Below are 24,398 nucleotides of genomic sequence, written 5' to 3'. Positions count from 1 at the left end.
AAGAGGAGGATTACAACATGACAGCTACACCGAAACTACAGCCTAACCATACGCTGGACCTGTTTGAGAAGTATCTGGTCGCGCGTAACAAATCGCCGAATACAATCTGTGTGTACCGCTATGCGGTGGAACAGTTCTACCATCTCTATCCACAGCTCACCCCACGCAACCTGCAGCTCTATAAGGTATATCTCCTGGAACATTATAAGCCCCAGACCGTGAACCTTCGAATCCGGGCCCTCAATTGTTTCATGGAATACCGGCAGACATCCATCACGCCCATTACCATGATTAAAATACAGCAGAAGACGTATCTGGACAAAATCATCAGCCAGGCCGACTATGAATATCTGAAACGGAAGCTGGTTGAAAATGAGGAGTTCACCTACTATTTCATCGTGCGCCTGATTACCACGACCGGGGTGCGGGTCAGCGAGCTGATCACATTTCAAATCGAGGACATTGACAGGGGGCATAAGGATATTTATTCCAAGGGCAATAAGATGAGGCGTATCTATGTCCCTACCCAGCTGGGCATTGAATTTAAGCAGTGGTTCCAGCATATCGGCCGCCGGAGCGGGCACCTGTTCCTGAACCGGTTCGGCTCACCCCTTTCCCCATCCGGCATAAGGGCCCAGTTCAAGGTGTTCGCGGCCCGCTACCATCTGGACCCGGAGGTCATGTATCCCCACAGCTTCAGGCACAGGTTTGCCAAGAATTTCATTGAGAAATGCGGCGACATCACACTGCTTTCCGACCTTCTGGGGCATGAGAGCATCGAAACCACCAGGATATACCTGCGGCGCAGCAGCAGCGAGCAGTACCGGATCATAAATAAGGTGGTTGACTGGTGATTGCAAAGGAGGGTGAATGACATGGATTCCATAGAAGGACAAATAATGAATAATACCTGTGATTTCCAGGCAAACTTAGAATATTTCCGTGATTTCCTCCAGAAACGCGGGTCGGCTGAAAATACCATTGATTCCTATCTGACATCAGTGCGCCATTACCACTCGCTGTACCAGGATGTGACGGTGGAGTATCTGCAGGCTTATAAGGTGTGGCTCATGGAGCATTATAAGCCGAATACGGTCAATACCCGGATTTACGGCATTAACCAGTATGTGACTGCGCTTCAGGAAGCAGCGGGAAAAGGAGGGGAAAACGGCGGGGATGGGATGGACGGCGGCGAGTGTGGGTGTGACATACCGCCCTGCAGCATTTCCCTGCTTTCCCCGTATAAGCTGCCCTCGGTAAAGCATCAGCAAAAGCCGTTCCTCAACAATATCATCTCCAAGCGTGATTATGAGCGCCTGAAACGCTGCCTGAAACGGGATGGCAACATGTTCTGGTATTTCGTGGTGCGGTTTTTGGGGGCCACGGGCGCCCGGGTCAGCGAGCTGGTGCAGATTAAGGCGGAGCACATACAGATTGGCTGCATGGACCTGTATTCCAAGGGAGGCAAGGTGCGGCGCATTTATTTCCCGGAAAAGCTCTGCGGGGAAATGCTGTCCTGGCTGGCCCTGCGCGGCATCCGGTCCGGGTTTGTGTTCACCAACCGGCAGGGGAACCAGATTACGCCGCGGGGTATCAGCAGCCAGCTTAAGGTCCTTGCCAGGCATTACCGCATCAGTCCTGATACGGTTTATCCCCACAGCTTCCGGCACCGTTTTGCCAAGAACTTCCTGTCCAAATTCAATGATATCTCACTTCTGGCCGACCTTATGGGGCATGAAAGCATTGAAACCACCCGCATCTACCTGACACGCTCTTCGGACGAGCAAAGGGTGCTGATTGATAAAATTGTCACCTGGTAGATTGCATTTTCCGGTAAAACCCAGTATGATTAGAGTCATAAAACAGAGCAGAGGATGAATTTATATGTATGAATATTCATGGTACCAGTGGCTTACTTTCTTCTTTATATATTGTTTCTTCGGGTGGATTTTTGAGTCTACTTATGTGTCCCTTAAAAAAAGACAGTTTGTAAACAGGGGATTCCTCCGACTGCCCCTGCTTCCGCTCTACGGCACAGGGGCGGTGATGATGCTGTGGGTATCGCTGCCGGTCAAGGATAACCTGTTCCTTGTATATGTTTCCGGCGTGATTGCCGCCACCATCCTGGAGTACGTGACGGGATGGGGTATGGAGAAGCTGTTTAAGATGAAATACTGGGATTACAGTAACCAGCGTTTTAATGTAAAAGGCTATATCTGCCTCAGTTCTTCCATTGCCTGGGGATTCCTTACCATCTTTCTTACGGAGGTAATCCACCGGCCCATTGAACGTTATGTCCTGGGACTTCCGCTGATGGTGAATCTGGTATGCGTGATTGTGGTGTCACTGCTGTTTGCAGCCGATACCGCTGAATCCGTCAAGGCCGCCCTGGACCTGGCCAAGGTTCTGGACGCCATGACCAACATGCGTGCGGAGCTGGACGACATACAGGTGCAGATGGCGCTTTTAAAGGCCGAGACAGCACAGAGGATGGAGGAGGCCAGGGAGGAAGCGTCCCAGAAGCTTGGACAGGTCAGGTCAGAAGCAGCTTCCCGCACATCCGCGTTGAAAGAGGATGCGGCGGAACGCCTGAATGTGATTGTGGAGAATACCATGGAACGCATGGGAGATTTGATGGAGGATACTGCTGAGCGCGTGGGCGTGCTGGTGGAGGGAACCGCCGATAAGGTGGCCCGGACAGCGGAACGGCTGGCTGAACTGACCGAGGACGCGGCCGCACGTGTCAGCGCCTCCCTTGGACAGAGGGGGATGGATGGACTGAAGGATGCGGATGGACTGAAGGATATGGATGGACTGAAGGATACAGATGGACTGAAGGATGTGGATGGACTTAAGGATACGGATGGGCAGGATACAGATATGCACAGACGCGCCACTGCCGTGGCACGCCACGAACGGATGGCGGCTCTATCCGGGCGGCTTACTGCCATTACGGAAAAACGGCGCAGCCTGTCCAGCCGCATGGGATATTACAGGCGCAGCATGCTGAAGGGCAACCCCACCGCATCTTCTTCCAGGTTTGCAGAGGCCCTGAAGGAACTGAGGGAGATTGCTGACAGGAAAAAGTAGACGGGTGTCCGGATAGGACAGATATATTTTAAACAGGATGGAACTGCATCGGTAAAACGGTGCGGTTCTGTTTTTTTGTCATTTTCAGCATAGGACCCGTGTGCATCCGGGAGGGGGCGGGAGTGTCTATACTTTTCCTTATCCGAAGTATAATCAACTCGTAATGCAATTAGGAATTTCAAAAAGTATTTCAAAAAGAAAAAGGAGAGTGCATTAATTATGAGAAAGCAGACAAAATTAGTTGCTGTATTATCAACAGCAGCACTGCTCGCTATTGGTGCATCCATGACTTCTTTCGCAGCTACAGGATGGGCTGAGGAAGACGGTACTTGGGTATACTACAACAGAGATGGCGAGCGCGCAACCGACCAGTGGAAGAAATCCGGTAATAACTGGTATTACCTGGACAGCGATGGCGAGATGGCCATCGATACCCTGATTGAGGACGGTGACAACTACTATTATGTGGACATTAACGGTATAATGGCATCCAATCAGTGGGTTGCCATTGACAATGAAGACGCCGGAGAAGACAATGAGCCAGACCATTATTGGTACTACTTCCAGGCTAATGGTAAAGCATTAACCAATGGAGACAATGATAAGGTATCTTTAAAAACAGTTAATGGCAAAAAGTACGCTTTTGATGACGAAGGCAAGATGCTGTACGGCTGGGTCGATGAAGACAGCGCGGAGCGTGTAGATGATGCAGATGGCGATGGCTTCAAAGAAGGTGTATACTATTTTGGCGGTGAAGACGACGGCGCAATGACCGTTGGTTGGTTACAGCTTGACATTACATATGATGAAGCAACCAATGACGATTACAAGTACACTGCAGCGGCATTTAATGATGATGAAGACCAGACACGTTGGTTCTATTTCAAGTCTAATGGTAAGAAAATTTATGCCGAGGACGGTGACCGTACAAAAGATAAGACTATCAACGGTAGGAAGTATGCATTTGACGAATATGGTGCAATGGTAGCAGAATGGTCCATTGATGAAGATGATCTGCCAGGTAATGGCGGCCTTGCTTCCTTCAGTTCCACTATTGCTTCTACCAATGATGTTAAGAGCGGTAAAGCAGCTGATTCTAAGTATAGCCAGGCTTGGAAATACTTCAACAGCGTTGATGACGGTTCCCGCGTAAGCAAGGGCTGGTTCAAGGTAGTATCTGCTGAGTATCTGAATGAAGATAAATACAATGACGATGAAGATTCCTGGTACTATGCAGACGGAAGCGGCAACCTGTACGCAGGCGAATTTAAGACAATCAAGGGCAAGAAGTATGCATTCCGCGATGATGGCCGCATGCTTACCGGCTTGAAGTTCATCAAGGATGACGGTAATGGACATCTCGATGTCTATGCTGATGATGATACTCCTAATTTCGATAACGAGGATGATTTCCTTGAGCATGCAGTTGATTTCTATGAGCCAGGCGGCTATAAGTGCTATTACTTTGGCGGTGATGACGACGGCTCCATGAGAACAAATAAAACAACCGTTGGAATTGATGGCGAGAACCACAATTTCTATTTTGAGAAGTCGGGCGGTACTAAAGGTGCTGGTATCACTGGCGAGAAGGACGATAAACTGTATCAGTCCGGTATGCTGCTGAAAGCCGATTCTGACGATAAGTACATTGTTGTTGAGAAGAAAACTGAAAAAGTAGATGGCAAGGATTGCATCACCTACCGCAAGCTGGATGATGCTAAGGATTTCCTGAGTGCTGCTGGTGTGAAAGCGACCGATGAATTAGATGGCAAGGCTGAAAAAGATTCCGTAAATATCGGAAATGGCAATACCAAGAAGGCAGAGGATTTATCTGAAGCATATTCCATCACCTACAAAGGCGCTGATTCCAAGGGTATTAAATATGAATATATCCTTGTAAATACATCCGGTAAGATTGTTGATGGCAAGAGCAAGAATAAGGACGGCAATGATTACTATTATGTAACATCCAAGAAGAGCGATGGCACTAACAGTATCAATGCAGTTTATGTTGAAGACTAATCTATTGTATTGCTCTAAAGGTTTTGATATGAATTAAGGGGGAAGCGTTATAGCTGATATAGCAATATGTTGGCTATGGCGCTTTCTTTTTAACTATAGTTTCTTAACATATTCCTTAATTTATAAAAGTCAACTAAGATGGAAAGGAATGTAAATTAATGAAGAGGAAATCAATTTTTACCATGCTGTGCCTGACAGCAGCATTAACTGTTTCATCCCCTTATCCTGTCCTAGCCGCGAATTCTACGAATGAGGTAGCAATGGAGAACTGTGGCGCTTATCTTTTTGAGTGGCGTCCTGTAGATTGTGGAAATGGAAGGGCATTTGCCATTCTGGTGGGTGGTAATAATATTGCAGAGAGCAATGTGATCCTGAACAGAGGGTATGATTATGCTTATACTTTTAATTCAATGAAATATCCGCGGCCTTGGGGTACCGTACCGGATTTAGTAAATATGAATGGCATATGGGGAATTCCGGACAATGAAGGGCTCCTGCCGGAAGGAAGCCAACCGGTAACACGGATTACACTATTGACAAATAATAAGAATATGGACACGAATGAACGCTATGTGGATGTGGTTCATCTGCCTGATGGTACAGACACTTCAACACTCCCCCCAGAGGTCCGCAAGTATCTTATTAATGTAGATGGATCTGATGCCGGGGCTTATGAAGGAACTATGACTGCGGGCTGGACCCAGGAAGATAGCCATTGGAAATATCAGACACCGGATGGAGCATTTGTGTCAAACAGCTGGATTAAGGTAGACGAAAAATCTTATTACATGGATACCAATGGCTATATGCTTGCCGATACAATTACTCCCGATGGAATTTACGTGAACCCTCAAGGCGAGAAAACCAGCTACTTCCCCGGATGGGTTCAGGATGAAAAAGGTTGGCGTTATATCATGAAGAACGGTTATTATGCAGCAGCTACTTGGATTCAGGATGCGGATGGCAAGTGGTATTACTTTGATATGGCTGCATATATGGAAAAGGATTCCACAACTCCAGACGGGTACTATGTTGATGCAAATGGAGTCTGGGACGGCAATCCCTCCACCAGGACAGCACAGGACAATAAAAACCTGGGACCAGGTGTAGTTGACCAGTAAAACATTTTTATAAGTGGTATGGGGGTATTGATATACCCCATCTCATACCACTTATATTTTTACCTATAGGGTGACAGTTTTCTCCATATTGTCTATTTTCCACTACTGCCCCGGTAAAGGGGTGGAATCTTTAGGTTGGTATGTTTTTTAGGCAAAATGGACAGATTTTCAATAATTGTATATTTATTTTGTCAAACATTTATGCTATTATATTCGATAAAATACAGAAGGGTCGTGTATCAGCATGCAAATGTCAGAAATTTCCGTCCATGCAGCCGCTGAAAATCAGGAGCTAATCGAGGCTTTAGACGCATTTCAAAACTATCTTCTACGTCAGAATATGTCTTCCAATACCATAACCGCCTATATGTACGGGGTGAAACATTTCTACTCCTGCTATGACCAGCTGTCGCCGGATAACATCAGTCTTTACAAGGTCTCCCTAATGGATCATTACCAGCCCCAAACCGTCAATATACGGATCCGGGCCTTGAACTGTTTCCTGAAATTCCTTGGAATCAGGGATTACAAGATACGGGCAATCCGCATCCAGCAGAAATGCTATCTGGACCGCGTCATCAGCCAGGCTGATTATGAATACCTGAAACGCAGGCTTTGGGAAGACGGACAGTACACCTTTTACTTCATCATACGATTCATCACGGCCACAGGTGTCCGGGTCAGTGAACTGGTGATGTTTGAGGTCAGGGATGTATACCAGGGATACAAGGATATTTATTCCAAGGGGAACAAAATGAGACGCATCTATATCCCATCCTCCCTGCAGAAAAACGCCATACACTGGCTTGAGGCAGAGGGAAGGCACTCCGGTCCCCTGTTCCTCAGCCATCTGGGATGCTGTATCTCCATCTCGGGAATCCGGGCGCAGTTAAAGACTTACGCCTGCCGCTATAACCTGGACCCCAGGGTGGTATACCCCCATTCCTTCCGCCACCGTTTTGCGAAGAATTTCATTGAAAACGGAGGGGATATCGCTTTTCTCTCCAATTTACTTGGACATGACAGCATTGAATCCACCCGAATCTACCTGAGAAGGACCAGTACCGAACAGGCACAGATTTTTAATCAGGTAGTGAACTGGTAATCCGTAATCCGCTCATGCCATACCAGATATAGAAAGTTGTATTTTTATGTGTGCATCAAGACAAATGCCAGAAGAAGCAGAATTAAATTTTATAAATTACTTAAAGAAGCAGGAGGCATCCCCCAATACCGTGAAAAGCTGTCTGGCCTCATGCCGGCTCTACTACTCCCTGTTTGACGGACTGAACATGACAAACCTGATGCAGTATAAAGATTATCTTCTGAATCATTATAAGGCGGCCACTGTTAATAACCGGATATACGGAATCAACCGGTATCTGGACAGTCTTGTACAGTCCCAGGACAACAGTGCAGACGCCAACAGTGTCCTGTCCTTCCGCCTTCCGGCAGTCCAGACACAACAGGTTTCTTTCCTGGATGACGTGATTTCACAGGAAAACTATGTTGTTTTCAAAGATTCCCTAAAATCCGATGGCAACATGTTCTGGTATTTTGTGGTCCGGTTCCTAGCCTGCACCGGGGCCCGGGTCAGTGAATTAATCCAGATGAAGGCAGAACACCTGGATATGAGGTACATGGACTTATACTCAAAAGGAGGAAAGGTCCGCAGGATTTACCTTCCGGATACCCTTTGCCTGGAAGCCCTTGACTGGGTCCATCAAAGGGGCATTGATTCCGGCTTTATCTTCATCACTTCCCACGGACAGCTCATCACACCAAGAGGTATAAGCAGCCAGTTAAAGGTACTTGCCCGCCGTTATGGAATACCGGCAGATACCGTGTATCCCCATGCCTTCCGGCATCGGTTTGCCAAGAATTTCCTTGCAAACTTTAATGACATTACCCTTCTGGCCGATCTTATGGGGCACGAAAGTATTGAGACTACACGTATTTATCTTAATAAGTCAACGGATGAACAGAGGGAAATGATAGACCGGATTGTTACCTGGTAAAATAACGTCATGCAGGCCTTTAACCGCTCAAATTCCATAGCTTAAAAGGAATGCCCTGCAGCCATCGCCGCCGGGCATCCCTCCTTATATCCATTATGATATTATCTTACATCATCTTATCCACCATGGCCATCACGGCTGCTCCCAGGCTTTCCGCCTTGGCGTCCGCGTCTTCCATGGAACTTCCCTTGATTCCATAATAGAACTTAATCTTAGGCTCCGTGCCGGACGGCCTTACGCAGATCCATGCGCCGTCATTAAGGTCATAGTAGAGCACGTTGGAGGATGGAAGTCCGGTAGGCTTCACCTCCCCGGTAGCCATGTCCTTGATGGTATCCAGCTTGTAGTCCCTTGCGGAAACCACATTGTAGCTGCCCACCTGGGCCGGGGTGTTGTTGCGCAGGGTCTCCATGATGGACTGGATCTTGGCCAGGCCTTCGATTCCGGATAAGCCGATGGACTTGACCGCATCCTTATAGTAGCCGTATTTGTCATACATGGCAACCATGGCATCCCACAGCGTCATGCCTTTCTGCTTATAGTATGCTGCTGCCTCACAGAGGGCTGCTGTTGCGGAAATCGCATCCTTATCGCGGGCATAGGTGCCAATCAGACAGCCATAGCTCTCTTCCATTCCAAAGAGATAGGTTCCGTGTCCGGTCTTCTCATTCTTAAGCACCTGCTGTCCAATCCACTTAAAGCCGGTGAGTACTTCAATCAGCTCACAGCCGTATTCCTTTGCAACCGCGTCAATCAGGTTGGTGGATACAATGGACTTAATGACCTGTCCATCGGCAGGAATCCTGCCAGCTTCCTGCTTCTGGCTGAGCACGTACTCGCACAGGAGGGAACCGGACATGTTGCCTGTCAGCGGGATGTAATCCCCTGAAGCGCTGTCCTTTACATATACGCCCAGACGGTCTGCATCCGGGTCGGTTGCCAGTACCAGGTCCGCATCCTTTTCCTTTGCCAGCTTGAGGCCAAGCTCAAATGCTTCTGCAGCCTCGGGGTTGGGATAGCTTACGGTTGGGAAATCGCCGTCCGGTAGTTCCTGCTCCGGAACCACATATACGTGGGTAAAGCCAATCTCTTCCATCACCCTTCTGGCCGGGATGTTGCCGGTTCCGTGAAGCGGCGTGTAAACGATTGTAATCTGGTCCTGCATCTCGTCAATGGCCTTCTGGTTCACAACCTGGGCCTTGACCTGGGCAATGTACCTGTCATCAATTTCCCTTCCAATCACTTCATACTTGCCTGCTGCCAGTGCAGATGCCTCGTCCGTGGTCTTAACCGTGGACAGATCCTCGATTGCAAGTACTTCATCGGTAACGCCCTTATCATGGGGCGGGGTGAACTGGGCGCCGTCCTCCCAGTATACCTTGTAGCCGTTGTATTCCGGAGGGTTATGGCTTGCCGTGATATTGATTCCTGCGATGCATCCCAGCTCACGCACTGCAAAGGAAAGCTCCGGGGTGGGACGCAGGGACTCAAACTTGTATGCCTTGATTCCGTTGGCTGCCAGGGTCATGGCTGCTTCCATGGCAAATTCAGGTGACATATGGCGGGAGTCATACGCAATCGCAACGCCCTTATCTGCCCCGCCCTGTTTGATGATATAATTGGCAAGGCCCTGTGTGGCGCGTCTTACTACATAAATATTCATGCGGTTAATGCCGGCACCGATTACACCGCGCAGTCCGGCCGTGCCGAACTCCAGGTCCATATAGAAACGCTCTTTAATCTCATTCTCATCGCCTTCTATGGCGCGAAGCTCAGCTTTTGTGGCCTCGTCAAAATAAGGGTTCGATAACCATTCCTGGTATATCTTCATGTAATCTTTCATTCTGTACTCCCTCCTGAATGTGATATTCTATGCATAATCTGCCTGCATATTCTGATTAAGATTATACTATACCCAACCAGAAAAAGGAAGTACAAGCCATCATTATTTTTCGCCACACAGCGCCGCTACAGGCGTCTGTCCGGAGGCAACAGCCCGCTCTTAAACGCCGCAGCCCGCCCTTAAATGCAGCAATCTACTCTTGAACGCCGCAGCCCGCTCTTAAACGCAGCGTCCACTCCTAAACGCAGCAGCCCGCTTCTAAACGCAGCAATCCGCTTCTAAACGCATCAATCCACTCCTAAGCGCAGCAGCCCGCTCCTAAGCGCAGCAATCCGCTCCTAAACGCCACAGTCCGCCCTCAGGCGCCTCAGGAAGCTGTTCCTCAACTGCTGCTGTTCCTCCAGGCCGCGGAGCTTGTCGATATTGCGCTCCGGTATCCAGGCCTTGTTGGCATTAAAATAAAAGTTCAGCTGTTTCCAGTATTTTTCAGGATAAAGGAACAGGTAGTACAGGCAGGTCCGCTCCCTGCGGTCCATGGGAAGGACCCGCTCATAGGAGTCCAGCATGGACAGCCCCAGGTCCATATTCCAACCATGCTTTTCCATGACCTTACGCATGAAACGGTAAAGGTCCGATACCTGGATGCCAAGATGCATCCGGTTATATTCAATAATGGCGGTATAGCCATTGCCCATCAGCACATGGTGCTGATCCAGGTCGCCGTGGCACAGGTAGACGGGCTTTCCGGCGCGGTCATCAGCGCCGCCGGGACCGCGCTGCTGTCTTTTGGCGGCGATTTCCCGTATTTCCGCTGCTTCCAGGGCATCATATTCAAAGGCTGGATCATCTTCCTCCGACCACAGCCCTTTGATTCCCTGCACGGCTTCCTGGGCCTGCTCGTAAAACATATTGTAGTTTCCAATGACACACAGCTCAAAATCGGACTTTTTGCGTTTTCCCCGGATATAGTTGCGGGTACGCTGCATTTCCTTGTTATGGCGCTCTAATTCTTCTTCCAATGGCGCGCAAAGATTGGAGCCCATGCTCCATTCCTCTTTAAACTCAACTGCCCTTAACTGACTGTGAAGCATGGCCAGACGGGACAATGCCTGGCGGATTTCAAAGCCGTCCTTGATATTGCATTCCCGGTCCATGAACCAGTCCTTAAATATGTATCGGGTCCCATCCCCGGTCACGGTCAGAAGACTGCCTTCCCGGTTCCTGATGTACTGGTCCGCCCGCAGGCTTCCTCTTGTATCCAGTATCCTTAAGACCTCGTCCTCGAATTCCAGACGCTTGACCGTTCCACGGTATTCCTTTAAAAGCCTGCATCCGTTCCTGGTCTCACAGATCCATGAACCACGGCCCTTCCTGACTGATAAAATATCCATATCATATTGCTCTAAGGCTTCCACGTACTTCTCGTTCATCTACAACCCCTCCACACTCTGATCCCATCACATTTAGTCGAAACGGGAAGCTGCCGTTTCAGCTACTTCTAGGGTATGTGTAAAATGGGGGGATTATGACAGGTGGACGGAAAGAAAACTGCCTGACGCAAAGGTGCGGCAGGCAGTTTCCAGCTTAAAACCATGGGCTTATTTACAATACGCCAAACTGCGCATATACTTCATCAATAGGCATTCCATCTGCCAGCATCTGTCTCTGGGAATTTTCCTTTTCATATATTTCCTCTACCCGTAAAAGGACTTCATCCACCACCTCTCCAGGAATCACCTGTACACCATCATTGTCCCCAAAAATAAAATCGCCTGGGTATATGGTGACATAATGGGTCAGATGGCCAGGCAGCATGGCCGGAACATCAACCTCTGTTACAATCCATCCTCCAAAAGCATTTGGCGCCGTTCCAAAAGAAAACATAGGAAAGTCTTCCATTTTTAAAACATATTGGGTATCCCGGCAGTTTCCTGCCAGAAGCATTCCCCTGCATCCATGGGAATAAGCCAGCTGACAGCTCATCTCCCCAAAATGCGCAGGCTGCATATCTCCTCCGCAATCAAAACACAGCACGCTCCCCGCCGGGCTGGAAGCCACTTTGCGCATCATGATTTTCTGGGGATGCTCTTTTCCCTGAAGATATTCCTTATAAAATTCCTGAATCCCATCTGGCGGCGTATAGGAGTTATCGATGGCCAGTGTATGTAATTTTACCGGCAATGCCCTACCTACCAGCACCATACCCTGGCGCAGAGGTTTAAACCTTTGGGATAATACAGTATCACATACCCCCAGTTCCCACAGGCTGTCGGAAACATTTCCTCCATACCCGGCCCTCCTGAACCGCTCAATCCGTTCCGAATCCGTTATATCCAGATGCCGTATGGTCTCTCTGGCAATATTATATTGACGTTTTTCCGGAAGCATAGCATTACCTCTCTTTCAATTTTTTTAATATGTGGATTGATTGTATATATAATTGCCTTTTCCATCATGAATGTAACCAATACAATCACATTGAATCCCGGTCTCCCAGGCTTCGCCCTCCACAGTGAATAGTTCCAACATCATTCCGGCACAGTACATCATGGAACAGGTAACCCTTGGGGAGTTTCCTGAAGAAACAGTAACTTCTGGATAAACCACTGAAAAACCTTTGGATTTAAAGTAGGCAGAGGCCTTTTCCATGTCATCCACATATATCCCCAAATGTTCCAGACCGTATATATTAGGTACATTCTTCCAACTGCAATCCAGTCTTTGGCATAACTCCAATGGCACCCCCTGGTTTCCCCGGATATTTATAAAATCAGTACCAGTTCCCCATACATTTGGATTGTGGAACGGCTTCCTGCCATCCGATTCAATTACGAGTTCTTCTGATTCACAATATTGAACCGCTGCCGCTGCATCGCCTACAGCCAGTGCAATGTGACAGAACCCATATCTTCCGGTAATGTTGCGCCTCCCCTTATGAAGCTTCAACCGGCAGTCCCCATTTTCAAGTGTATCCTCCCTGTTCCTGGCCTTTTGGAAAAAAAGATATTTCTGTAACCACGCCGACAACTCATCCGGGGTATCAACATACAGGCCTATACACCAGCCGCTTCCATCTTCGGACATCTGCTTCCCCATCATATTTTGTCCAGTACCCGCTTTCCCCGCTTCATTATTTCAAGACAGGTCCTGGTATTATGATAGGGGCACTTTGCCTTGCTGGCTTTTTCATCCCCTACCATGTTTTTCATTGCTTCCATATCCTTAACCATTTCGCTGTCAAATACCTTATTGCTTCCTAAGGCAAACCATTCTCCTTTTTCATGGTCCGCAACATAAGCCTCCACATAGTCCCATATATCCAGGGCGGCTTTCAGATACTTCTGGTCTTTAGTCAGCTCATAGCAATTGAAGAAAGAGGTGATGCCCTCTGCCTGTGTCCACCATACCTTGGATTTATTTATATGACCTGTCCTTAAATCCATATCAGAATACATACCGCCATTAATGGGATCCAAACCCTCCAGATATACATGATCCATAATATCCAAAGCGGTGTTTCTGGCCTTTTTTATTAAAGATCCATCGCCTAAAAGATCTGCTGCCCATGTAAGAAGATAACAGCATTCTGAATCATGGCCATAGTTGATTTCATCATCAATACGGTTTCCATCCTCATCCATTCCAGCTTTTAAATGGTGGTTATCCCTATCCACCGCCACATCCAGAAGAAACTCCAGAAATTCCTTAAGTACTTCCCTGACATACGGATTCCCGGTGGCCTGATACAGTGTAATGGTTGCCTCAATCATGTGAAGATGGGAGTTTAACAGCTTTGGGGCCCCATCTGCATTCATGACCCAGCGCCATAACCAGAAATCCTTTTTCCATTCCCTGGAAACAGAATCTGCATATCCGCCATTTTCATATCTTGCACAGCTGTTTACAAGCTTGAACGTCCGCATTGCCATATCCAGTGCGTTTTCATCCTTGAAAACACGATAATATTCTGCCATGGAATATACGATAAAGGCCTGTCCATACGTCCTCTTCTCTATTTCCAGAGGAATTCCTTTCTCATTTACCATCCAATAAACACCGCCATATGTATTATCCCAGAAGTAATCCCGCAGATACTCAAATGCCCTTTTAGCCAATTTCTCATAACATTCATCCCCAAATGTGTCAAATGCGCTGGTAAATGCCCATAACATCCTGGTATTGAGGACCACGGCCTTAGGATATCCTTCAACCGGCTTTAAATCCCCATCCACCTTTCCGAAAAAGCCCCCATTTTTTTCATCCATCATATTATTGCACCAAAATGGAAGGATACACTCCCTCAGGTTCTTTTCCATCCTTGACATAAGTGTTTTGATTGAATTAGCTTCATCCATTCCATACACCTTCTTTTTCTTTTATTTTCAATTCCTTTTCGATTGATTCCATCAGGCCAAGCATATAACCGGTTGCAAATAAGTTTCCATTTATCCCATAACCCGGGTTGGAATTATCATCCCCATACATGGTCGGAACATGGTCAGGACGCATGACTCCCTGATATCCAATTTCATAATAGGCCTTCATTGCCTCATACATGTCGGTATCCCCTACATGGTGAAAGGTTTCCACAAATTCTTCCGGCTGACCATGTATGTCCCTGAAATGCGCAAAGAAGAGCTTTCCTTCCCTTCCGAATCTGCGGATACAATCCGGTACATCCTCACCCATGGACGCAAAGGTTCCCTGGCACATGGTTATACCGTTATATTCACTGGGCACAAGCTTAGTAACCTGGTACATTGCATCCGCACTGGTAAGTATACGGTCAACGCCTCCAATACAACTGACTGGCGGATCATCCGGATGCACGGCCAGCTGTACCTTATATTTCTCCGCCACAGGAACCACTTTTTTCAGGAAATACTCCAGGTTAGTCCATAGGGCGTCCGCACTGACAGGACCACAGGCAGGCGGCGGACAGTCTTTTACATCCTCCATTTTAAATCCGGTAACAGACGCTCCTCCTTCTGCAGCCACATTTACCCTGGTCCTGAACCATCCCCATACAGGCATCCAGTTATAGCATACGGTCTTTATCCCCAGTTTCCCCATATTTTCCAACAGAGTACAAAATCTGGCAATGGCTTCATCTTTATCCGGCAGGCCCAGCTTTGCACTATCGATAAAATCCACCCCTTCCAGTACAGACCATTCCATCCCGAAATCTTCCATTTCCTGTTTGAGTTCCCGCAGGGACATATAATGCCAGGGTGGGACCAGGCTGGTATATTTGCCGCCCTGGGGCATTGTAACTGCATACTTTATACCAAGCTGTTTTGCAAAATACTTTAACGGGGTATGGTGTTCCCCATAAAATGAATATGCAATTTTCAAATCAATTCCTCCTCGTCTCTTTATATAGAAGCATTTCCCCAATAACCGGAATCCAATAATCAGGCATTCCTTTTTTGTTATTTACATAATTTACAAACTTCCCAATCTGCTCCGTGTTTAATGTAAACATATCATAGTGACAGGGAATCATAAGGCGGATACCGGCTTCCCTGCATAGTTCTGCTGCTTCGCTATACATCATATTGGATGCAAATCCTTTTTGGCGCCGTTCCTCATCCCATCCGTTTACTGGTACAAATGCCATATGCACATCTGCTTTGGCCAGCAGGCCAGGGAGCTCTTCATAGTATAGGGTATCTCCTGCATGATATAAGGTAAAAGGCCCCATGCGTACGATGTAGCCCAGATACGGGTACCCGGAAGCAGTGCTATAGTCAAATCCGTTATGTTTACCCGGAATAGCCTCGATGCATATATTTCCAGCCATCAGTTTTTTTCCTGCCTGACAGGCCAGGATATCATCCTCACTGATTCCATCCTCCAGCAAGGACGGACGGGCAGAAAATGGAACCACAATCCTGGCACCAGGATTTGCTTTTAAAACCGGTATCACCGTATCCTTGTCATAGTGATCCTTATGGTCATGACTGCATAATATATAATCCACACATGTAATCCATGATGGCTGCACGGGTATGGGCATCATCCTTATATGCTGAATGACAGGACTATTCCTGGTTATATCCTCCAGGGATGTGGACAGATATGGATCAAAAAGTATGCAGCAATCCCGGGACTTCACAAGAAAACCGCTCTGTCCCATCCACCATACTGCCAGTTCCCCATCCCTTGGTTTGTAATGATTCATTTCATCAGCTAAGTTTCTATCATTTTCTATCATACATGGCCTTCCTAACAAACCCTGAGCATCAAGCCTCCGTCAACGAGCACCGTGGCACCGGTCATATAGCGGAACGCATCTGATACCATGCAGGCCACCACATCCCCAATATCCTCTGGAGCCCCAACCTTTTTCAATGGAATCATCTGCTCTGTCTCAGCAAGTTCCTTTGCATCCGCTAAATCCGGGTTCATATTGGTGAGGACTGCACCCGGGGCACATGTATTGACCCTAACCCCATAGGGGGATAAATCTGCGGCCAGACATCTCATCAACCCCTCCAAGGCACACTTCGTGCTGGTATATACGGCCTGGGGAGGCAATGGATTTAACGCATTAACAGAGGTGATGATTACTATATTCCCATCCTTCTGTCTTTTCATGATTTCTCCAGCCCGCTTCAGTCCGAACAGCGCCCCTTTTACATTCGTTGCATACAGTGCATCCATTTCCTCCTGCGTGGTTTCCATAGCCCGTTTCCGTATGGTGAATGCAGCATTGTTCACATATATATCAAGGCGTCCCGTTTCCTTTTCATATATATCAAAAAAATCCTCTACCTGGGACTGGACCGAAACATCTATCTCATATGCCGCCCCCTTGACTCCCAGACCATCAAGTTCATTTTTTACCTCTTCCAGATATTTTTTATTTCTTCCCAGCACGGTCACATCTGCGCCCAGCTTTGCCAGGGACATAGCAATTGCCCTTCCGATTCCCTGGGTGCCTCCTGTAATAATGGCTTTCTTTCCCTCAAGGCTGAATACCTTATTGATATAATCCATCTGCATATATTCTCCTCCTACGCTTGTTTTCTGCCCTGGAGTGTATTCATCACCACTGCAAATATCATCAATGAACCCCTTACCACATATTGGGCATATTCCCCAACGTTTAACAGGGTCATGGCGTTGCTTACCACCCCCAGGAATACAAGGCCCACCAAAGTTCCCTTCATTGTACCGATGCCTCCGTTAAAGCTGGCGCCTCCAATGATAACAGAGGATATGACTGTCATTCCCCAGTCTTTTGCAAAAGTAAAATTTCCAGCCATAACCTGTGAAGACAGGATGATACCACTGATAACCGCAGTTATCTGGACCAGCACCATGCATACTGCCTTTGTCCTGACAACATTAATGCCTGATAACCTGGCTGCTTCTGCATTACCTCCAGATGCATAAACGTCCCGCCCCAGTTTTGTCTTGTGCATTATGATATAGATAAGCAGAAAGACAATCAGCATGAATATGGCCGCATTAGGAATTACCTCCATTGTAAAGCCAGCCCCGATTGTACTGTACCATCCGGGAAAGGTCACTACCGGAAAGCCATTGGATATCATTGCACAGATACCATATAATACATTCATCATTGCTAATGTGACAATCATTGATGGCATCTTGAATTTTGTGACAAAATATGTATTTACAAGTCCTGTTACCGTCCCAACAGCACAGGCTGACAGAATTCCTATAAGAAAAACAAGCCACCCAGGCATTACACCGCTGCTCCCCCATTTCCCCCAGCACAATCCAATCATAACACCTGACATTGCTACCGTGGAGCTGACCGATAAATCAATTTCCCCACATATAATTACCATGGTCATACCAAAAGCAAGAATCCCCTGCATGGATATGTTTCTTAAAATATTAAGGAAATTACCAGGTGTAAGGAAATATGGACTTGCAAACGCCATCACGGCAATCAGGACAAGCAGCAGCAGTTCCAGTAAATATTGATTCAATGATATCCTGATGTTTCTTTGTCCTGGTTTGATATTTGTCCGGGTCATTATCTTTTCCATTGTATCCTCCTTTCTCACATGCACATTGCATATAAATCATCAATCCCCAGATGGCCTATATCCTGTTCAGAAATTTCTCCTACAAGGCGCCCCTCATGCATGATGATGATCCGGTGGCACACTTCCAGTAATTCTTCCAATTCTGTAGATACCATGATGCTGGATATGCCCTTACGTGCCTCATCCCATATAATCTGGAATATCTGCTGTTTTGCGCTGACATCAATTCCTTTTGAGGGTTCATCGAAGAACATTATCTTAGGATTGGTATTCAGCCAGTTTCCCACTACTACCTTCTGGGCGTTTCCGCCTGATAACGAAGTAATTGGATCATCGGGACTGGACACTTTTATTTGCAGATTCTGAATCTGATGCTGGGCAAACTCCTTTTCCAGACTCTTTTTCACAAAAATACCCTTGGAAATCAAGTCAGTACTTGCCATGCATATGTTCTGTTTGATTGTGTGCACCATCACAAGGCCTTCTGTTGTCCTGTTCTCCTGAATCATGGCAAGTCCCCGTTTTTTCATTAGCTGAGGTGTTGCCTTTTTTATCTTTTCGCCAAACATGATGATTTCACCAGAGTCATATCTGTCTGCCCCAAATATCCCCCGCAGGAGTTCTGTACGCCCGGACCCCAGCATACCTGCAATCCCCAGTACCTCACCTTCTTTTAAAGAAAAGCTGATATCAGTAAATTTATCTTTCCTTGAAAGATTATTTACCTGCAGCACCACCTTATTGCCTGGCTTTAAATCTTCCGGACGTTTTTTTATTTCCACACTGCCAAACATCATACGTATCACATCTTTGCGTTCCAGTTTATCCATGTTCTCAGTACCTATGAGTTTTCCATCCCTAAGAACCGTGCAGGTGTCCGCAATCTCCCATAACTCATGCAGTTTATGTGATACATAGATGATAATCACATCCTTTTCTTTTAACCGCCTCAGCATGGCGAACAGTGCCTGTGTTTCATGTTTTGCAAGCGCAGAGGTGGGTTCGTCCAGCTGCAGGACCTTCGGATGGAAGGACATGGCTTTTGCTATCTCCACCATCTGCTTATTTCCCGCGCTTAAGTCTTTTACAAGTATGTCCACCGGTATATCCAGCTGCAATTCATCTAATATATCCTTCGCAATACGCTGCCCCTCTTTCCAGTTAATCATCCCATGTTTCATGGGCATTCTGCCCAACAGGATATTTTCCGCCACATTCAGTCCCGGTACCAGGCTTAAATCCTGATAGACAGTTGCAATTCCCTTTTCAAACGCATTCTTCGGACTGTTAAACCGCATTTCCTTTCCATCCAGGAAAAACTCTCCTGACGTTGGGCTTATTGCTCCTGAAAATACTTTTAATAAAGTGGATTTACCTGACCCGTTTTTTCCCACAAAAGCATGGACTCTTCCGCTGTCAAAACTGACATTGATATGATCTAAAGCCAGTGTCCCGGGATATTGTTTGCTTATGTTTTTGGTCTCCAGCACACTCATGGTCCTGCTCCTTCCCTCTATTTCATTACACCTAAGTCCTTCATCTGTTGTTCATATATCTCAATTGTTTCAGGTTCCCTTTGGTTCAGCACCATGTCCTCACATGCATTCCACTTCTGTACATACTGTTCTGTTGATGTATCTCCCATCAATACCTGAATACACTGTTCTGCGGCCCTGTATCCTCCTTCATAGGAATTCTGTCCTACTGCTACCTGGCATATATTGCTCTCCCTCATCATTTGTGATATCTGTACAGAGACGTCGATTCCGAACACATATATCTGTCCTTCTTTACCCGCATTTTTCACTGCCATCGTAGACCCGACAATAGCCCCTTCATTTGCACAGAATATAATATCCAAATCCGGATTACCCGTAATTACGTCCCCTGCTACCTGAATTGCCTCATCCTGCATCCAGGCATCCTGATCAGTAACAACGCTATAATTCACTCCTTCATTGGTTAATGCATCCAGAAAAGCGTTTACACGGGTACTGGAGGCTTCATTGGCAAGCGCTGCAAATTGAAGGACTGCTATTTTTACCTGCTTGTCCCCATACATCTCTTTGACAATCGGCGCTGATATCTGTCCACATGTTTTGCTCATACTGGCATTATCATTTGCAAATACGCCATATAGATGGCTTAAATCTACATTTGCGTTTGGAGTACCATTGACAATCGTAACCGGAATACCCTTATCTGCAATATTGTTTAATGGGGTCAGTACCACTTCCGAGGAAGGTGCCCAGACAAGACCGTCAACCCCTTGGGTAACATACGTGTTCATCAATTCCAAATCCTTTGCGTTGTCCCCTCCTGTATTGGCTGTCAGAATCTGTACACCATAGTCTTTTGCAGCCTGCTGTGCAGCCTGGGTTATGATTCCCTGATGCTGGTCTTCCTGATAAACCACACATGCAATGGTAATATCCTCCGGTTTCATTGGCGCATCTTTGGGTTTTACAGGAAGCGTCCCCTGTGAATCCTGGCTTTCGGACGCTACTGTCCCGTCTGTCCGTGCCTCCGTCTGGACGTTTTCCTGACTGTTCCCCGGTACTGGCTGTTCTGCCTTACCACCTGCACAGGCGCCCAATACCATGCTGATGCCTATAACTGCTGCTATCCACTTTCCTGCTCTTCGTTTCATGTTACCCCTCCGTTTTTCTTTTTTAATGGTTTTTAGGTTATCTATGATCTAAATCAACTATATCGGATTTATCCACTGTTAACAATTTGAGATTTTTTTGATTTATTGTACTTTTTTTGTTAATATTAAGATATGAATTTTAAAATTATCAATCAAATGGGGTGGGGGCATGAAAAAGAAAGATAATATCACGAAATCCATGGGCAGTTTTCGTTTTAAAATAATATTTGTATTTTTAGTGATTGCACTTATGCCCTGTATCCTTATTACCTGTTATTTTTTTATATCAGCTAAAACCATCATCACCAAACGTACCATGGAATCCATCAACAGTTCCCTGTCCAATACCCAGGACCACATAATGTCCGTGCTGAACATATGTGAGCCTCAGATTGAAAATCTGGAAATAACTATCAATAACCTCTTTTCTGAAGCTCCGGACAAGGACCAGTCAAAAAATGAAAGCGTCATGATTAATGATTACCATGAACTCCTCCGGGTCCTCAAACGTTTAGATACCGTTATACAGACTCAGTTTCCCGCATATACGCAGAATTCATGCATTTATATATATCTTCCAGGAGAACACACATTCATTGATTCATCCACAACTTATTATGAGGATATCGACCCTGAATCCCTGGATTATTACTGCAAATACATAAATTCTGATAAAAGGCACTTTTGGGTTCCTACATCAAAAATAGATATCTACGCCCTTAATCTAATGGATAGATATGCAAAAAAACAAAATTATTTAAGCTATCTCACCAGCTTTTGTAAACCTGATGGTTCTCCTCTGGCCTATATAAGTTTTAATCTTCCTGTCAGTCTGTTCAGCGAAAGTTACCGACGCAACCAGATTGAGGATAAGGGGGATTTACTGGTATTTAATCAAAATGAAATCTTAATATGTACGTCCGGAAATGACGGACAATATTTACCTACCCCCGAACTAACCAATTATCTGGATAAAACCGCTGATTATACAAAGACTCCTTCGTATCTACATATTGGTCAGGATAAATATCTGGCAATTGCGAGACATTCCTCTGAATATGGCGTAACCTTCCTTCATCTTCTCTCAGAAGATGTATATCTAAAGGATATAAAAAATGTGTTCACCCCTCTTTTGATATTTTTAGCACTGCTTATTGTTTTTCTGCTATTAATTGCCATTGGCGGCGCCAGCTATTTTTATCAGCCGGTATCTATTTTAAATCATGCAATGAGCCAGGTAGCTGCCAGGAACCTATCCTTCCGGATTAAGGAACAACGCCAGGATGAATATGGCCTGATTTATGAGGGATTCAATTCCACGGTATCAGAAGTAGAATCATTGATTGCCCACCTTACAAATGAACAGCTGCTTAATAAGGAAGCCACCATCCACCTCCTCCAGGAGCAGATGAACCCGCATTTTATCTATAATACCCTGGAAACCATCTATAGCTTGTCTGAACTTGGGCGGATAGAAGATGTTTCCACTGTTACACGGGCCATGTCGGATTTCTACAGGATTAGCCTGAGCGAAGGCAGGAACGAAATCCCACTGGAGGATGCAATCAAAATAGCCGAGTATTACCTTACTATCCAATGCACGCGTTTTAGGGGAAAGATCCATTATGATATAAAAATCCCCCCGCAATATAATAAAGTCATCGTACCTAAATACTCCATACAGACCATAGTGGAAAATTCCATTTACCATGGCGCGGAACCCCTGTCCAAGCCAACCACGGTAACCATCCAGGCACATGAAGATGGGGATGGATTAATTATCATCATCCAGGATAATGGGATTGGGATTCCTGAACAGAAGCTGAAACTAATACAAAGTCAGATAGAACAACCGGATTTAGAAGGAGAAAACTTTGGAATCCACAATCTGAACCTGCAGATCAGACTGAAATTCGGTGATGATTATGGTGTCAGGATTGAAAGTGTATATGGTGAGGGAACCCTTGTTTATATCCGGGTTCCTATGACCAATCAACAGACTTAAGGGAGGTAACCGATATGTACCGTTTATTAATTGCGGATGACGAACCGCTTGTAAAAGAGCGCCTGACCAAAACAATCCCGTGGAAAGACTTTGGAATTTCCCAGGTATTGACTGCTGCTGACGGAAAAGAAGCCCTGGACCTTGCCTTGGAACATAGTATTGATGTTATTATTACAGATATACGAATGCCGATAATGAATGGTATTGAATTATTGGAAGCCCTTGCAGAGCGGCATTGTAAGGCTAAGGTTATTCTTATAAGTGGTTATGCGGATTTTCAATATGCACAGAAAGCGCTTAGATTGGGGGCCATTGATTATGTTATGAAACCTGTTATTGCAGATGAACTGATAAAAATCGTTTTGCGAATCACTGAAATGATAAAACAGGAGCGGGAGGACCAGCAGAAACTGCATTTTGCCAACCAGCAGATACACGAAAACCTGGATGTACTACGCAAAGAATTTTTCTGGAACACAATTCTCGGAAGAATCAACACAGATGATGAATTTTACCGGCAGGCAACAGATTTACAGTTATCAATAAGGAATCTGCCCTGTCTGTATTTTGAGTTTACTTTCATAAAAAAACGTCCTGCGGAATCAACGGCTTATGTCCTATTATTACGTTCCACCATTGAGGCACTATCGGAACAGATATCAGACAGGGACATAAAATGTTACTGCTTTTCAGTTGAACATGACATAATATCCGGACTCCTTTTTACCTGCAAAGATATAAGTTATCTATCACACCGTATGGACGATGTTTTAATACATATCCGTCATATACTGAACACCATATCCCATTATTCGTTCCAGTTATATATGAGCAGCATATATACATCCCCCACCCATCTCCAACTGGCCAGGGAAGAGGTGTTATGCCTGAAGAGAAAAAACAATAGTTTCAATTATAGGATGGATACACATGTACCTCCTGAAGAATACTCCCTGAATTATTATAGACCAGACAACATTGACTCCCTGACCTACGCCATCATCCATGGAAGTATAGCCGAAACCACACAATGGGTAAATCATACGCTTTTAAACCTTCCCTCCGGATGCGTGCAATATGATTTAAGGATGACAGCTTTTAGTATCATAAACTCTGTTATCGAACATTTAATTGAATACGGGGCCTCTCCTCAGGAAAGTTTTTCCCAGCTCACCATTGTCCTGTTTACAAACCTGGATAAAATACAGGATATCCCCACCTTCCGGAATTTTTTAACTGCGATATTAAATGTCATCATATCTGATGTCCGGATGGACAATCCAGATACCCGCTCCAGTACCATAACAGGCATCCTGGAGTATACCAAAAAGCATTTTAGGGAATCAATCACATCCAAAACAGTAGCAGAGGCATTTTACTTCAATCCGTCTTATTTCAGTAAACTGTTTAAAAATGAAGTAGGAATCCATTTTACAAAATACCTGACCAACCTGCGTTTGGAGGATGCAAAAAAGGCCCTGGAAAATACCAACGATAAAATCGCTAATATTGCCAGGGCAACTGGATACGAAGATATACAATATTTTGTGAAACTATTTAAAAACCACACTGGTCTTACACCGAGTCAATACCGGGAATCCAAACGGCTCAATATTGGGTGA

The 24,398-nt window shown here is 45.9% G+C and carries 20 protein-coding genes; 9 read left to right on the top strand and 11 right to left on the bottom strand.

The features are described from left to right. The first annotated feature begins 17 nt into the window (after nucleotides 1-17). The 7 genes from LK536_RS42800 (at nucleotide 18) to LK536_RS42770 (ending at nucleotide 8,251) form a co-directional block, all read left to right on the top strand. Nucleotides 18-854: a tyrosine-type recombinase/integrase gene (locus tag LK536_RS42800; RefSeq protein ID WP_008726205.1), complete on the top strand. Its 837-nt coding sequence runs from the start codon at nucleotides 18-20 to the stop codon at nucleotides 852-854. A gap of 21 nt (nucleotides 855-875) precedes the next feature. After that, a complete protein-coding gene (locus LK536_RS42795; protein WP_331471936.1) occupies nucleotides 876-1,820 on the top strand; it encodes a tyrosine-type recombinase/integrase in 945 nt (314 codons plus the stop codon). Between the two features lie 64 nt (nucleotides 1,821-1,884). Then, nucleotides 1,885-3,090, top strand: a complete 1,206-nt coding sequence (locus LK536_RS42790; RefSeq protein WP_025483974.1) for a putative ABC transporter permease — start codon at nucleotides 1,885-1,887, stop codon at nucleotides 3,088-3,090. A gap of 219 nt (nucleotides 3,091-3,309) precedes the next feature. Continuing rightward, on the top strand, nucleotides 3,310-5,112 hold the full coding sequence (locus LK536_RS42785) for a hypothetical protein (protein ID WP_227794386.1): 1,803 nt from the start codon (nucleotides 3,310-3,312) through the stop codon (nucleotides 5,110-5,112). Nucleotides 5,113-5,270: 158 nt separating this feature from the next. After that, nucleotides 5,271-6,233 (top strand): choline-binding protein, encoded by a 963-nt coding sequence (locus LK536_RS42780; protein WP_227794388.1) that lies wholly within the window; start codon nucleotides 5,271-5,273, stop codon nucleotides 6,231-6,233. Between the two features lie 244 nt (nucleotides 6,234-6,477). Next, nucleotides 6,478-7,338 carry a tyrosine-type recombinase/integrase gene (locus tag LK536_RS42775; protein WP_040382721.1) on the top strand — a complete coding sequence of 287 codons (861 nt, stop codon included), beginning with the start codon at nucleotides 6,478-6,480 and terminating at the stop codon, nucleotides 7,336-7,338. 64 nt (nucleotides 7,339-7,402) lie between these two features. After that, nucleotides 7,403-8,251: a tyrosine-type recombinase/integrase gene (locus tag LK536_RS42770; protein WP_008726197.1), complete on the top strand. Its 849-nt coding sequence runs from the start codon at nucleotides 7,403-7,405 to the stop codon at nucleotides 8,249-8,251. A gap of 106 nt (nucleotides 8,252-8,357) precedes the next feature. On the opposite strand, the gene LK536_RS42765 is transcribed toward LK536_RS42770, so the two are convergent. The 11 genes from LK536_RS42765 to LK536_RS42715 form a co-directional block, all read right to left on the bottom strand. Next, the gene (locus LK536_RS42765; protein WP_227794390.1) at nucleotides 8,358-10,094 is read right to left on the bottom strand and encodes a phospho-sugar mutase; all 1,737 of its coding nucleotides are present in this window, start codon (nucleotides 10,092-10,094) and stop codon (nucleotides 8,358-8,360) included. Nucleotides 10,095-10,432: 338 nt separating this feature from the next. Further along, complete coding sequence (locus LK536_RS42760; RefSeq protein WP_227794391.1) at nucleotides 10,433-11,524, bottom strand: protein kinase family protein; 1,092 nt, start codon at nucleotides 11,522-11,524, stop codon at nucleotides 10,433-10,435. A 172-nt stretch (nucleotides 11,525-11,696) separates the two neighbouring features. Further along, nucleotides 11,697-12,482, bottom strand: a complete 786-nt coding sequence (locus tag LK536_RS42755; RefSeq protein WP_227794393.1) for an RraA family protein — start codon at nucleotides 12,480-12,482, stop codon at nucleotides 11,697-11,699. A gap of 24 nt (nucleotides 12,483-12,506) precedes the next feature. Continuing rightward, on the bottom strand, nucleotides 12,507-13,190 hold the full coding sequence (locus LK536_RS42750; protein WP_506092146.1) for a VOC family protein: 684 nt from the start codon (nucleotides 13,188-13,190) through the stop codon (nucleotides 12,507-12,509). After that, nucleotides 13,190-14,362, bottom strand: a complete 1,173-nt coding sequence (locus LK536_RS42745; protein ID WP_506092145.1) for an AGE family epimerase/isomerase — start codon at nucleotides 14,360-14,362, stop codon at nucleotides 13,190-13,192. The genes LK536_RS42750 and LK536_RS42745 overlap by 1 nt, the downstream gene beginning before the upstream one ends. A 79-nt stretch (nucleotides 14,363-14,441) precedes the next feature. Beyond that, complete coding sequence (locus tag LK536_RS42740; RefSeq protein WP_227794399.1) at nucleotides 14,442-15,449, bottom strand: mannonate dehydratase; 1,008 nt, start codon at nucleotides 15,447-15,449, stop codon at nucleotides 14,442-14,444. A gap of 1 nt (nucleotide 15,450) precedes the next feature. After that, nucleotides 15,451-16,311 (bottom strand): MBL fold metallo-hydrolase, encoded by an 861-nt coding sequence (locus LK536_RS42735; RefSeq protein ID WP_227794400.1) that lies wholly within the window; start codon nucleotides 16,309-16,311, stop codon nucleotides 15,451-15,453. Between the two features lie 11 nt (nucleotides 16,312-16,322). Continuing rightward, nucleotides 16,323-17,102, bottom strand: a complete 780-nt coding sequence (locus LK536_RS42730) for an SDR family NAD(P)-dependent oxidoreductase (RefSeq protein ID WP_227794402.1) — start codon at nucleotides 17,100-17,102, stop codon at nucleotides 16,323-16,325. A gap of 11 nt (nucleotides 17,103-17,113) precedes the next feature. Next, on the bottom strand, nucleotides 17,114-17,917 hold the full coding sequence (locus tag LK536_RS42725; protein ID WP_235712032.1) for an ABC transporter permease: 804 nt from the start codon (nucleotides 17,915-17,917) through the stop codon (nucleotides 17,114-17,116). Between the two features lie 218 nt (nucleotides 17,918-18,135). Further along, entirely contained in the window at nucleotides 18,136-19,617 is a 1,482-nt protein-coding gene (locus LK536_RS42720; RefSeq protein WP_227794404.1) for a sugar ABC transporter ATP-binding protein, read from the bottom strand. A 17-nt stretch (nucleotides 19,618-19,634) separates the two neighbouring features. Beyond that, nucleotides 19,635-20,537: a substrate-binding domain-containing protein gene (locus tag LK536_RS42715; RefSeq protein WP_227794406.1), complete on the bottom strand. Its 903-nt coding sequence runs from the start codon at nucleotides 20,535-20,537 to the stop codon at nucleotides 19,635-19,637. A gap of 595 nt (nucleotides 20,538-21,132) precedes the next feature. Here LK536_RS42715 and LK536_RS42710 point away from each other — a divergent pair. Together LK536_RS42710 and LK536_RS42705 are read left to right on the top strand one after the other, a co-directional pair. Next, nucleotides 21,133-22,776, top strand: coding sequence for a sensor histidine kinase (locus LK536_RS42710; RefSeq protein WP_227794407.1), 1,644 nt, complete (start codon nucleotides 21,133-21,135; stop codon nucleotides 22,774-22,776). Between the two features lie 14 nt (nucleotides 22,777-22,790). Further along, on the top strand, nucleotides 22,791-24,398 hold the full coding sequence (locus LK536_RS42705) for a response regulator transcription factor (RefSeq protein ID WP_227794408.1): 1,608 nt from the start codon (nucleotides 22,791-22,793) through the stop codon (nucleotides 24,396-24,398).

This window comes from Clostridium pacaense (assembly GCF_020709765.2).
Classification (GTDB): domain Bacteria; phylum Bacillota; class Clostridia; order Lachnospirales; family Lachnospiraceae; genus Enterocloster; species Enterocloster hominis.
This window is presented reverse-complemented; position numbering and strand designations above follow the sequence as displayed.